Below are 11,881 nucleotides of genomic sequence, written 5' to 3' on the forward strand. Positions count from 1 at the left end.
AATATGTAGTATTGGTAATTTATGGTTAGTCGACCGTCGTTAGAAACAGCCACAGCCTCTGATCCTGATCGCTTTGTCGAGCCGTTAGAGCTGGGGAAGCGTGTTAAGGAAATTCGTCTTGCGAGAGGGTGGACGCTGGAAGAGGTGGGCAAAAAGACTGGAATCGCTCGCTCTACATTGTCGAAAATTGAAAATGATCAGGTTTCGCCTAGTTTTGCTATTGTGCAAAAGCTCATAAATGGTTTGGAAATGGACTTGCCTCAGTTGTTTGTTGAGGCCAGTGAGCATTCTATTGCTGGGCGAAGGGATGTTACGCGAAAGGGCCGAGGAGAGCCGCATCCGACAGCAACGTATGAGCATGAATTGCTCAATTACTCAATTAGCCGCAAAAAAATGGTGCCTTTCAAGACTACTGTCAGAGCGAGATCTTTCGCAGAGTTTAAAGAGTGGGTTCGTCATGATGGCGAGGAGTTTCTTTTGGTTTTGCGAGGTAAAATTAATTTTTTCTCTGAGCTCTATGAACCAATTGAATTAAAAGAAGGTGATAGTGTGTATTATGATGCCTCAATGGGACACGCTGTTGTTTCTTTGTCGGCAAAAGATGCTGAAATACTTTGGGTTGTGGCCCGTTAATATATTAAAAAATTATTTAAGAGAAGGTTGTATTGCGTTATGGAGCAGTGGGGATTGACAAGTTGGAGAGGTAAAACGGCACTGCAACAGCCGGTTTATCCTAATGCTGAGCATCTGGCTCAGGTGGAAAGTACATTAGGCAAAATGCCTCCTCTTGTTTTTGCAGGTGAAGCGCGTCAGCTTAAAAAGGCATTGGCTCAGGTGGCAAATCGACAGTCGTTTTTATTGCAAGGCGGTGATTGCGCAGAAAGTTTTGCTGAGTTTCATGCTAATAATATTCGCGATACATTTAAAGTCATGCTGCAAATGGCAGTGGTTTTGACTTATGCGGGTAAGTGTCCTGTTGTGAAGGTCGGCCGCATGGCTGGTCAGTTTGCTAAGCCAAGGTCAGCTGGAACAGAGGTTGTTAATGGCGTTGAGCTGCCTAGTTATCGTGGCGATATTATTAATGGCATTGATTTTACCGAGCAGGCTCGTGTGCCGGATCCTGAGCGTTTAGTGCAGGTGTATAATCAAAGCGCTTCGACAATGAATTTACTTCGCGCCTTCTCACAGGGTGGTTTTGCGGATTTGCATCAAGTTCATCAGTGGAATTTGGACTTTTTGAATGCAAGTCCTGCAGGCGGTCGCTATCAAGGTGTTGCTGATAAAATCGATGATGCTTTGCAATTCATGGAAGCGTGTGGGGTTGGTGCAGGCTTATCTCAGCTTAAAGAGACTGATTTTTATACGTCCCACGAAGCCTTGCTATTGCCTTATGAACAAGCATTAACTCGTAAAGACAGCCTGACAGGTGAGTGGTATGACTGTTCTGCTCACATGTTGTGGATTGGTGATAGGACGCGTCAACTGGACGGTGCGCATGTTGAGTTTTTGCGTGGTGTTCAAAACCCAATTGGGGTGAAGGCTGGTCCTTCTATGGATCCTGAAGATCTGTTGAAGCTGTGTGATGTTTTAAACCCAAATAATGAAGCGGGTCGTTTGAATATTATTGTTCGAATGGGTGCGGATAAAGTTGAAGAGGGTATGCCTAAACTGATTCAGGCTATTCAACGTGAGGGTAAGAATGTCGTTTGGAGTAGTGATCCAATGCATGGCAACACTGTTAAGGCTTCCACTGGTTACAAAACACGTCGGGTAGATGATGTGTTAAAAGAAGTTCAGCAGTTCTTCCAGGTTCATAATGCTGAAGGTAGCTACGCCGGTGGTGTTCACTTTGAAATGACGGGTCAGAATGTTACTGAATGTGTGGGCGGTGCTTTTGAAGTGACTGAGGCGGATTTGGCTGATCGTTATCACACTCATTGTGATCCGAGGTTGAATGCTGATCAGTCGTTAGAGTTGGCATTTATGATTTCGGACACTCTTAAGAAATCGAGATCCTAATTTACCCACCTTAGTTGGTCGATTGATTGTCAATAAAAAAAGCTCAGTTAGGTTTCTAACTGAGCTTTTTTGTTATTCGCTTTGGCTAAAAAGGGTAAAGCGATTAGCCTTTTCGGCGGCGAAAAGCGGATGTGGTTGCTTTTGAAGTCACATCGATTTTTGCCATGATAAGCGCCATCTCTTCAGCTTCTGCTTGCTGTTGTGCTTTTAGTTTTTCTTCACGTTCTTTTTTGGATGCTCTTTCAGCTTCATTCAGCATTTTCTGGATGCTGGCTTTGCTTTTTGTGCGAGCCGGAGCTTTTTTCTTTTCAGGCTCTTTTGGTATCGCTGCACCGCTTAATCTTTCTTCGCCAATAAGTTCTCCAAAGAAGGATTTGGCTGTTGGTGCCGGCTCAATTGTTTTTTTTGGCAATTCAACGGTTTTTGTCGCGGCTGCTTTTCTTGTTTTTTTTGGCTGCTCTGCGGTTGATACGCCGTTAGCATCAAAAAGTGCTTTTTTACCAAAGTTTAAGTTGGTTGATTTCTCGGCTGTTTGGGCAATTTTGTAACCGCGCAAACTTTCACCGTTATAGATTGAGATATAGTCGCTTTCTAGCTCATAAAGCTCTTGTTTGTCGCTGGTTTCAAATAGCTCTTCGACAATAAATGCTTCAACGCCATTCTCCCTAATGTCATTGTATAAGGGAAAGTCTAGGCCTTCATTTGTTGCTTCAACGTATTGTTCGAAACGTTGGAAGCCACTATTGAAAGAAGTTCCAATATAATGCTTGCCAGTGATGTTATTTGTGATTTTAAAAACGACCAAAATCGCTGCCTCTTACGTAATATCTTTTTAATAGCACATAAACCCCATTCACCTGAGGGAACCCAAAGGTGAATGGGGTTTATAAAGAAATAGGGTTAGTGTTTTACGACGATATTTAGACCGTCGCGAACATTCAGATGAACATTCTCAACTCGTTTGTCTTGCGCAATTAAGCGGTTGACTTGGTTGACAGCTATGTCGCTGTTTTCTTTTGGGTCTAGTACTCGTCCTTGCCATAGGGAGTTATCGATAATGATAAGTCCACCTGATTTTACAAGCGGTACTACCGCTTCATAATAATTAAGGTAGTTGCGTTTATCTGCATCGATAAAGACAAGGTCAAATTGCCCATCAAGGGATTTGATTGTGTCCAGAGCTGGGCCGAAAATGGCTTTGATTTTCTTGCCGTGCTCGCTACGATCAAAAAAGGATTGAGCAAATTCAATTGCTCTAGGGTTGGTTTCACAGCAAATTAGTTCGCCATCAGAAGGCATGCCCTCTGCGATTGATAAAGCTGAATAGCCAGTAAACATGCCTATTTCAAGGGCGCGCTTAGGTTGAGCTATTTTGGTCAACAGCTTCAGGGTGCGGCCAATGGTTTTTCCAGACAACTTATTTGGGTAGCCCATATCAGAGTAAGTTTTTTCTACTAACTCAATTAAAAGCTCAGGTTCTGATTGAGTCGTCTCAATGCAGTAGTCGTCAAGAGTATTAAGATCCATAGTGCCTTTTAAAACGCGAAGTATGTGTGAAACGGATGCCAATTTTACTCTGCGTGAAGATAATGTCTATGGCTTAAATGTAGAAAAAAAGCTTGATTTTTGCGGATGTCCTGTACATGCCGATAAAAAAGCCGATTTAAATTAGATTCGCATGAATAATCGAAAAATGGTAATTTATGCGCTGAAATTTACATGTGCTCTTTGGTATGGAGCACCACTGACTCCGATAGGGGAATAAAATGCCTGTAATTACTTTGCCTGATGGCAGCCAACGCTCTTTTTCAAACCCAGTAACTGTTATGCAAGTCGCCGAGGATATTGGTCCTGGTTTGGCTAAAGCCACGGTGGCTGGTCGCATAGATGGTCAACTTGTTGATGCATGCGAGCTTATTTCTGACGACGCTAAATTAAGCATCATTACAGGGAAAGACCCTGAAGGTGTGGAAATTATTCGTCACTCTTTTGCCCACCTTGTTGGTCATGCTGTTAAGCAGTTGTATCCGACAGCGCAAATGGCGATCGGACCTGTTATAGATGAAGGCTTTTATTACGACATCGCCTATGAGCGTCCTTTTACGCCTGATGATCTTGCCGCTATTGAAAAGCGCATCGCAGAGTTGGTTAAGACGGACTACGATGTTGTTAAAAAAATGACACCGATAGCAGAGGCTCGTCAGCAATTTGTTGACCGTGGTGAAAGCTATAAAGTGGCATTGATTGATGATATGGATGAGTCAACGAAAGAAGTTGGTTTGTATCATCATGAAGAGTATATGGATATGTGTCGTGGTCCTCATGTACCGAATACTCGAGTCTTGCGTCATTTCAAATTGATGAAGTTGGCTGGTGCGTACTGGCGTGGTGATTCTAATAACGAAATGTTGCAGCGTATTTATGGTACGGCTTGGAACGACAAAAAAGAATTGAAAGCTTATTTAACGCGAATCGAAGAAGCTGAAAAACGCGATCATCGTAAGTTAGGTAAGAAGTTGGATCTTTTCCATGTGCAGGAAGAAGCGCCTGGCATGGTGTTCTGGCACCCTAAAGGCTGGAGATTGTATCAAGCTGTTGAGCAATATATGCGTCAGAAGCAGATTGATAACAATTATCAAGAGGTCAAAACACCCCAGATCGTTGACCGTGTGCTTTGGGAAAAATCAGGGCACTGGGGCAAATATCATGAGAATATGTTTACTACACATTCTGAAAATCGTGATTACGCCGTTAAACCGATGAACTGCCCATGTCACATACAGGTTTATAATCAGGGCCTTAAAAGCTACCGTGATTTGCCGTTCCGTATGGCTGAGTTTGGTTCTTGTCACCGTAATGAGCCATCTGGTGCATTGCATGGCATTATGCGTGTACGTAACTTTGTTCAGGATGACGGTCATATCTTTGTGACCGAAGGGCAAATTCAGTCGGAAGTGTCTGAATTTATCGATCTGCTTCACGAAGTGTATGCAGATTTTGGCTTCGATAACATTGTTTATCGTTTGTCTACTCGCCCTGAGCAGCGAGTGGGATCTGATGAAGTGTGGGATAAAGCTGAAAAAGCTTTATCTGATGCGTTAGATTCTGCTGGGCTTGATTGGGAAGAGTTACCAGGAGAAGGGGCTTTTTATGGTCCTAAAATTGAGTTTTCTCTGAAAGATGCCATCGGCCGAGTTTGGCAGTGTGGTACAATTCAGGTAGATTTCTCGATGCCAACTCGATTGGGTGCGCAATATGTATCGGAAGATGGCTCGCGCCAAACACCGGTTATGTTGCATCGTGCGATCGTTGGGTCACTTGAACGTTTCATTGGTATTTTGATCGAAGAGACAGAAGGTGCCTTTCCGGTCTGGCTTGCGCCTGAACAAGTTGTTATCATGAACATTACAGATCGCCAAGCAGACTATTGCTCTGATTTGGAAAAAAGATTGAATTCAAATGGCTTTAGAGCAAAACTTGACTTGAGAAACGAGAAGATCGGGTTTAAAATCCGCGAGCATACTCTTCAACGAGTGCCGTACATGATCGTTGTCGGTGATAAAGAAGTTGAGCAACAGCAGGTTGCTGTTCGAACTCGTACCGGTGATGACCTTGGAGTGATGAGTATTTCTGATTTTGAAGAATTGCTTCAAAAAGAAGTTGCTCGCCGTAGCCGTAAACAAGAAATGGAGATAGTACTATAAAAGGTAATATGAATCGTGGGCGTGCCGCTAGTAAGCAGCGTCCTCTAATCAACGAAAACATTCGAGCTACCGAAGTGCGTTTGATCGCAGCTGATGGTGAACAAGTTGGCGTTGTCTCTTTAGATGAGGCGCTAAAAGCGGCACAAGAGGCTGCTTTAGACTTAGTGCAAATTGCTGATTCAGATCCGATTGTTTGCAAAATAATGGACTACGGTAAGCATATTTTTGAAGCAAAGAAAGCGAAAGCTGCTCAAAAGAAAAATGCTAAGCAAATCCAGGTAAAAGAAATGAAATTCCGTCCAGGGACGGAGGAAGGGGATTATCAGGTAAAACTCCGCAACCTGATACGTTTCCTTGAAGGCGGGGATAAGGCCAAAGTATCACTACGATACCGCGGTCGTGAAATGGCCCATCAGGAGCTTGGTATGCAACTTATGAATCGAGTCGCTCAAGACTTAGAGGAATATGGTGCAGTAGAGCAAGCTGCGAAAATGGAAGGTCGTCAATTGACTATGGTGCTAGGCCCCAAAAAGAAGAAGTAGTTTTAAATAGACGCACGTAATAATTGCCTAGCTTTTATTACGTGATGTGTATTGAAAAATTACACTAACATTAACGAATGCGAGAGTGGTTTTATCATGTCCAAAATTAAGTCACACAGTGGCGCATCTAAGCGCTTCAAACGTACCGCGAATGGTTTTAAGCATAAGCAGTCTCATACTAGTCACATTTTGACTAAGAAATCGACTAAACGTAAGCGTCATCTTCGTTCTATGAACCAGATTGCGCAAAGCGACAAAGCGTTAATTGTACGCATGTTGCCATACATCTAAGTCTAGATTTTTTTAGTTCATTAATTTATTAGTATAAGGTTTATATTATGCCTCGCGTAAAACGTGGTGTTCAGGCTCGTCGCCGTCACAAGAAGATTTTAAAGCAAGCTAAAGGTTACTACGGTGCACGTAGTCGTGTATTTCGTGTAGCGAAACAAGCTGTTATCAAAGCTGGTCAATACCAATACCGTGACCGTCGTCAGCGTAAGCGTCAATTCCGCGCATTGTGGATTGCTCGTATTAACGCTGCTGCACGTATCAATGGTCTATCTTACAGCCGTTTCATTGCTGGCTTGAAAAAAGCTGCAATTGAAATCGACCGTAAGGTTTTGGCTGACCTAGCTGTGTACGAGAAAGAAGTTTTTGCTGCTATCGTTGAAAAAGCGAAAGCAAGCTTGGCTTAATTTCTGACGTAGCCTTAGGGTGATCCGATCTTGATAGATTCAATCTTAATAGAAGGGTCACTCAATGCAGTCTTTGATAGGGGAAGAGCCAATGGTTCTTCCCCTATTTTATTTTTTGGAGTGTATAAATGGAGAACCTAAAGCAGATTCTTGCTGATGCGCTAAGCGCAGTAGCTGCATCTGAGAGTGAGTCCGCGTTGGATGATGTACGAGTGCATTATTTAGGCAAGAAGGGCGCACTGACTGCTTTGTTGAAGCAGCTTGGTAACGTTTCGGCAGAAGAGCGACCAAAATTTGGTCAAATGGTTAACGAAGCAAAAGACCAAGTTCAGGAAAAAATTACTGAGCGCAAGGCTTCTCTTGCTAAAGCGGCGCTTGATGCGAAGCTTGCAACAGAAACAATTGATATCTCCTTATCCGGTAAGGGTCAGGAAGTGGGTGGTTTGCATCCAGTGACTCGTACTATGGAGCGTATTGAAACCTTTTTTCGTGGGATTGGCTTTGATGTGGCTGCGGGCCCTGAAATCGAAGACGATTACCACAACTTTGAAGCTCTGAACATTCCTGCGCACCATCCTGCGCGAGCAATGCAAGACACTTTTTACTTCAATCCGACAACCGTACTAAGAACGCATACATCTCCTGTTCAAGTGCGCACAATGGAAACGACTCAGCCGCCGATTCGAATTATTTGTCCTGGCCGTGTTTATCGTTGTGATTCAGACCAAACGCACACGCCAATGTTTCATCAGGTTGAAGGTTTGTTGATTGACGAAAATATTTCGTTTGCGGATCTGAAGGGTATTTTGCAGCAGTTTTTGAATGTCTTCTTTGAAGATGATTTAAAAGTTCGTTTCCGTCCTAGTTACTTTCCATTTACTGAGCCTTCAATAGAAGTGGACATCATGCGTACCAACAGCAAGGGCGAAGAGTCTTGGCTAGAAGTGTTAGGTTGCGGCATGGTTCATCCGAAAGTGCTTGAAATGTCCGGAATTGATTCTGAGAAATACACAGGTTTTGCTTTTGGTATGGGCGTTGAGCGTTTTGCCATGCTGCGTTACAAAGTAGATGACTTGCGTATGTTCTTCGAGAACGATTTGCGCTTCCTTAAGCAGTTCAAGTAATCAGTTGACCTAGGATGTTTTTATGAAAATTAGTGAGAATTGGCTAAGAGAGTGGGTCAATCCAGACATCAGTAGCGATGATTTGGTTGCTCAGATAACATTAGCTGGCCTTGAAGTAGACGAAGTTTTGCCTGTTTCCTCTGCATTTTCTGGTGTGGTGGTGGGTGAAATTATCGCAGCTGAGCCTCATCCGAATGCAGACAAACTGCAAGTTTGTCAGGTGTCAGACGGTGCAGAGACATTTCAGGTGGTTTGCGGTGCGCCGAATGCGCGTCCAGGTATTAAGATTCCATTTGCTAAAATTGGCGCGGTATTAGGTGCGGATTTTAAAATTAAAAAAGCGAAGCTTCGCCAAGTAGAATCTTTTGGTATGTTATGTTCAGCCTCTGAATTGGGCTTGAGCGACGATCATGATGGCATTATGGAATTACCAGCTATTGCAAAAACTGGCGAAGATTTCCGTGCTTTCTTAAATCTTGATGATCAGATCATCGATGTAGATCTAACACCTAACCGAAGCGACTGTTTAAGCATTGCTGGCTTGGCTCGCGAAGTCGGCGTTTTGAATAAAGCGGATGTGACACCTGTTAAGGTCGCTCCTGCTGACGTTACGATCGATGATGCCTTCCCGGTACGAGTGGAAGCAGTTGATGCTTGCCCGCGTTATTTAGGTCGTGTTGTGCGTGGTGTTAATGTTGCGGCTCAGACGCCTTTATGGATGGTTGAAAAGCTTCGTCGCAGCGGCATTCGTTCAATCGACCCAATTGTTGATATCACTAACTATGTGATGTTGGAGTTGGGGCAGCCAATGCATGCATTCGATCTTGCGAACCTATCTGGTTCGATTGTTGTTCGAATGGCGAAGAAAGATGAAAAAATTGTCTTGCTTGATGGTCAGGAAGTGGCTCTACGTGATGATACTTTGGTCATTGCTGATGAAACCGCACCGCTAGCTATTGCTGGGGTAATGGGTGGCGAAGGGTCAGGAGTGAACGAAGCAACGAAAGATATTTTCCTTGAAAGTGCTTTTTTTGCTCCATTGGCTTTAGCAGGTAAGGCTCGCTCTTATGGGTTGCACACAGATTCTTCACACCGCTTTGAGCGTGGTGTTGATGCCACGCTTCAAGAACAAGCAATAGAGCGTGCGACGGCATTGGTACTTGAAATTGCTGGCGGCCAAGTAGGGCCAATTACTCATTCTGTGAATGAAGCTACTTTGCCTGAAGCGGCCGTTGTTACTTTACGCCGCAAGAAACTTGATCAGTATTTGGCGATGTCCATCGATAAAGACTTGGTAACGGATATTTTAACTCGCCTTGGTCTAGAGATGATTGAAGTGACTGATGAGGCTTGGTCTACAAAAGCGCCATCACATCGTTTTGATATTGCTATTGAAGCGGATTTGATCGAAGAGGTTGCTCGTATCTATGGGTATGACAATTTACCTTCATCAATGCCTCAAGCTGCGGTGAATTTCACCCCTTTATCAGAGACGAAAACACAAATTCAAGTGTTGCGTTCTATTTTGGTGTCGCAGGGTTATCAAGAAGCGGTGACTTATAGCTTTATTGATCCTGTATTAAGTAAGCAATTTTTACCTAATATCGAACCTGTGCCGCTGGCGAACCCTATTTCAGCAGACATGGGTGTTATGCGTCCAAGCTTGGTGCCCGGTTTGGTGAAAGCTTACCTTTATAACCAAAATCGTCAGCAATCTCGCGTGCGTTTATTTGAAACGGGTCGTCGCTTTATTGGTACTGTTGATGCGCTAGCTGATTTGGATCAGCAGCAGCAGGTTGCAGGCTTAATTGCGGGTGCTCGTCATGCTGAGGCTTGGTATCACGGCAGCGAAAAGGTTGATTTTTATGACCTTAAAGCACATGTTGAAGCGATGTTTGCTCTAAACGATGGTGGTAAGCCAACGTATGAGCGTTCTAAGTGTGAATTTTTGCACCCGGGGCGTTCTGCCGATATCTTTTTAGACGGGCAGTTCGTTGGCTTGATGGGGGAGTTGCATCCTCAGTTGGCTAAGGAATTGGGTGCTAATCAGCCTATTTATGTGTTTGATATTGCACTTGCGGCTGTGTTGAATGCTAAGTTGCCGGAATATGAAGCGGTTTCTCGTTTTCCTGAGGTGCGTCGTGACCTAGCGTTGCTTGTTGATCGTTCTGTGCCTGTGAGTGAGTTGGAGAGGGTTATTTCTGCAACAGCAGGAGAGGCGCTTAAGAATGTCTTGGTTTTTGATGTTTATCAGGGCCAAGGTATTGATGAGACGAAAAAAAGTGTCGCTTTGGGCTTGACGTGGCAGCATCCTTCACACACTCTTAGTGATGAAGAAGTGAACAATTCTGTCGAAAAAACAGTTGCGGCATTATCTGAGCAATTGGGAGCCGTTGTAAGGGGGTAGATTTATGGGATCGTTGACGAAAGCGGACCTTGCTGAAAACTTAGTAGATTCAATTGGTCTAAGTAAAAAAGATGCGAAAGACCTTGTTGAGGGGTTTTTTGAGGTTGTTCGTAGTTCATTAATAGAACGACAGCAAGTTAAGCTGTCGGGCTTTGGTAATTTTGAAGTGCGAGAAAAGAGTCAGCGACCTGGTCGAAACCCTAAAACGGGCGAAGAGATCCCGATAACCGCTCGAACTGTTGTTACTTTCCGGCCTGGGCAAAAGCTTAAGTCAAAAGTAGAAGACTATATGCAAGAGTAATTCTTGCAGCCTCTAAAAGGCCACCCCATAGGGTGGCCTTTTTTGTATGTCACGATTCAATAGCTTATATAGTAGGGGGCTGCCTTTTCTAGAAGAGCTTGTAGCTTCAGGTGTTGACTCGATAAAGTAGAAAGATATTTAGATCAATGTTTAAGCGATCATTTCTGAATATTCTATTGTCATGATTAAATTGAAAAAAAGTTAATAAAAGTCTTCCCTTTTCAATTTGTTATAGTAATATACGCACCCGCTGGCAGGGACAGAGTTTAACTCTTCAACTGTCGGTTTCGGGGCGTAGCGCAGCCTGGTAGCGCACTAGCATGGGGTGCTAGTGGTCGCAGGTTCAAATCCTGCCGTCCCGACCAAAAATTGAAAAATGCCGCTATAGCTCAGTTGGTAGAGCATCTGACTTGTAATCAGAGGGTCCCGAGTTCGACTCTTGGTGGCGGCACCATTTTTGGTCAAAGTTTCTTTTCTTCAGAAATGAAGAATAGAGATAAAAAAAGATTTTGCTTTTATTAAAGCCGCTATAGCTCAGTTGGTAGAGCATCTGACTTGTAATCAGAGGGTCCCGAGTTCGACTCTTGGTGGCGGCACCACTTCTTAGGAAGTTAGTTAAAAGTGAACTGCGTCATGTAATGCCGCTATAGCTCAGTTGGTAGAGCATCTGACTTGTAATCAGAGGGTCCCGAGTTCGACTCTTGGTGGCGGCACCATTTACTCATTGTAGATGAGTAAGTTTACAATTTGATTTAGCATTAAGCCGCTATAGCTCAGTTGGTAGAGCATCTGACTTGTAATCAGAGGGTCCCGAGTTCGACTCTTGGTGGCGGCACCACTTACTTAATAAGTAAGTTGGAAAAATGTTAAATAAGATTGGGTGTGTAGCTCAGTTGGGAGAGCGTCGCCCTTACAAGGCGAATGTCGGGAGTTCGAACCTCTCCACACCCACCACTAACTAGACAGTGGGCTTTTTCCTCAGGTAAAAGCAAAAGTACTAGACCATGTTGGAGTGGTAGTTCAGTTGGTTAGAATACCTGCCTGTCACGCAGGGGGTCGCGGGTTCGAGTCCCGTCCATTCCGCCATCT

At 43.9% G+C, this 11,881-nt stretch carries 11 protein-coding genes and 7 tRNA genes; 16 read left to right on the top strand and 2 right to left on the bottom strand.

Translation table 11 applies throughout. The features are described 5' to 3' along the window. Window positions 1-21: 21 nt before the first annotated feature. Complete coding sequence (locus DFP75_RS02520) at window positions 22-633, top strand: helix-turn-helix domain-containing protein (protein ID WP_110571922.1); 612 nt, start codon at window positions 22-24, stop codon at window positions 631-633. A gap of 39 nt (window positions 634-672) precedes the next feature. Next, the gene (locus DFP75_RS02525; RefSeq protein ID WP_110571923.1) at window positions 673-2,019 is read left to right on the top strand and encodes a class II 3-deoxy-7-phosphoheptulonate synthase; all 1,347 of its coding nucleotides are present in this window, start codon (window positions 673-675) and stop codon (window positions 2,017-2,019) included. A 103-nt stretch (window positions 2,020-2,122) separates the two neighbouring features. Here DFP75_RS02525 and DFP75_RS02530 read toward each other — a convergent pair whose 3' ends face one another. Continuing rightward, complete coding sequence (locus DFP75_RS02530; RefSeq protein ID WP_110571925.1) at window positions 2,123-2,824, bottom strand: GIY-YIG nuclease family protein; 702 nt, start codon at window positions 2,822-2,824, stop codon at window positions 2,123-2,125. Between the two features lie 95 nt (window positions 2,825-2,919). Continuing rightward, entirely contained in the window at window positions 2,920-3,546 is a 627-nt protein-coding gene (locus DFP75_RS02535; protein WP_110571927.1) for an O-methyltransferase, read from the bottom strand. A gap of 239 nt (window positions 3,547-3,785) precedes the next feature. Between DFP75_RS02535 and thrS the strand changes: the two genes are divergently transcribed. From thrS to DFP75_RS02605, 14 genes are all read left to right on the top strand, one after another. After that, a complete protein-coding gene (gene thrS / locus DFP75_RS02540) occupies window positions 3,786-5,723 on the top strand; it encodes a threonine--tRNA ligase (protein WP_110571929.1) in 1,938 nt (645 codons plus the stop codon). An 8-nt stretch (window positions 5,724-5,731) separates the two neighbouring features. Next, a complete protein-coding gene (gene infC / locus DFP75_RS02545) occupies window positions 5,732-6,265 on the top strand; it encodes a translation initiation factor IF-3 (protein WP_110571931.1) in 534 nt (177 codons plus the stop codon). Between the two features lie 96 nt (window positions 6,266-6,361). Further along, complete coding sequence (gene rpmI / locus DFP75_RS02550) at window positions 6,362-6,556, top strand: 50S ribosomal protein L35 (protein ID WP_067343164.1); 195 nt, start codon at window positions 6,362-6,364, stop codon at window positions 6,554-6,556. Between the two features lie 47 nt (window positions 6,557-6,603). Next, window positions 6,604-6,960, top strand: coding sequence for a 50S ribosomal protein L20 (rplT, locus tag DFP75_RS02555; protein WP_024023333.1), 357 nt, complete (start codon window positions 6,604-6,606; stop codon window positions 6,958-6,960). 128 nt (window positions 6,961-7,088) lie between these two features. Then, window positions 7,089-8,084: a phenylalanine--tRNA ligase subunit alpha gene (gene pheS / locus DFP75_RS02560; RefSeq protein ID WP_110571933.1), complete on the top strand. Its 996-nt coding sequence runs from the start codon at window positions 7,089-7,091 to the stop codon at window positions 8,082-8,084. A 22-nt stretch (window positions 8,085-8,106) separates the two neighbouring features. Beyond that, a complete protein-coding gene (gene pheT, locus DFP75_RS02565; RefSeq protein WP_110571935.1) occupies window positions 8,107-10,491 on the top strand; it encodes a phenylalanine--tRNA ligase subunit beta in 2,385 nt (794 codons plus the stop codon). Window positions 10,492-10,495: 4 nt separating this feature from the next. Then, window positions 10,496-10,792 (top strand): integration host factor subunit alpha, encoded by a 297-nt coding sequence (locus DFP75_RS02570; protein ID WP_110571937.1) that lies wholly within the window; start codon window positions 10,496-10,498, stop codon window positions 10,790-10,792. A 288-nt stretch (window positions 10,793-11,080) separates the two neighbouring features. Next, a tRNA-Pro gene (locus DFP75_RS02575) sits at window positions 11,081-11,157 on the top strand. Between the two features lie 13 nt (window positions 11,158-11,170). Next, window positions 11,171-11,246, top strand: a tRNA-Thr gene (locus tag DFP75_RS02580). 69 nt (window positions 11,247-11,315) lie between these two features. Continuing rightward, window positions 11,316-11,391: transfer RNA gene (locus DFP75_RS02585), tRNA-Thr, on the top strand. A gap of 41 nt (window positions 11,392-11,432) precedes the next feature. Beyond that, window positions 11,433-11,508, top strand: a tRNA-Thr gene (locus DFP75_RS02590). 46 nt (window positions 11,509-11,554) lie between these two features. Further along, window positions 11,555-11,630: transfer RNA gene (locus tag DFP75_RS02595), tRNA-Thr, on the top strand. 40 nt (window positions 11,631-11,670) lie between these two features. Then, window positions 11,671-11,746: transfer RNA gene (locus DFP75_RS02600), tRNA-Val, on the top strand. Window positions 11,747-11,801: 55 nt separating this feature from the next. Continuing rightward, window positions 11,802-11,878, top strand: a tRNA-Asp gene (locus tag DFP75_RS02605). The last annotated feature ends 3 nt before the right edge of the window (window positions 11,879-11,881 follow it).

The sequence above is a fragment of the Marinomonas alcarazii genome, from assembly GCF_003208215.1.
Taxonomy (GTDB): domain Bacteria; phylum Pseudomonadota; class Gammaproteobacteria; order Pseudomonadales; family Marinomonadaceae; genus Marinomonas; species Marinomonas alcarazii.

What these genes read in the sequence shown, in the direction of transcription:
- DFP75_RS02520 (WP_110571922.1), top strand. Translation starts at nt 22, where the DNA reads ATGGTTAGTCGACCGTCGTTAGAAACAGCCACAGCCTCTGATCCTGAT.
- DFP75_RS02525 (WP_110571923.1), top strand. Translation starts at nt 673, where the DNA reads ATGGAGCAGTGGGGATTGACAAGTTGGAGAGGTAAAACGGCACTGCAA.
- DFP75_RS02535 (WP_110571927.1), bottom strand. Translation starts at nt 3,546, where the DNA reads ATGGATCTTAATACTCTTGACGACTACTGCATTGAGACGACTCAATCA.
- thrS (WP_110571929.1), top strand. Translation starts at nt 3,786, where the DNA reads ATGCCTGTAATTACTTTGCCTGATGGCAGCCAACGCTCTTTTTCAAAC.
- infC (WP_110571931.1), top strand. Translation starts at nt 5,732, where the DNA reads ATGAATCGTGGGCGTGCCGCTAGTAAGCAGCGTCCTCTAATCAACGAA.
- rpmI (WP_067343164.1), top strand. Translation starts at nt 6,362, where the DNA reads ATGTCCAAAATTAAGTCACACAGTGGCGCATCTAAGCGCTTCAAACGT.
- rplT (WP_024023333.1), top strand. Translation starts at nt 6,604, where the DNA reads ATGCCTCGCGTAAAACGTGGTGTTCAGGCTCGTCGCCGTCACAAGAAG.
- pheS (WP_110571933.1), top strand. Translation starts at nt 7,089, where the DNA reads ATGGAGAACCTAAAGCAGATTCTTGCTGATGCGCTAAGCGCAGTAGCT.
- pheT (WP_110571935.1), top strand. Translation starts at nt 8,107, where the DNA reads ATGAAAATTAGTGAGAATTGGCTAAGAGAGTGGGTCAATCCAGACATC.
- DFP75_RS02570 (WP_110571937.1), top strand. Translation starts at nt 10,496, where the DNA reads ATGGGATCGTTGACGAAAGCGGACCTTGCTGAAAACTTAGTAGATTCA.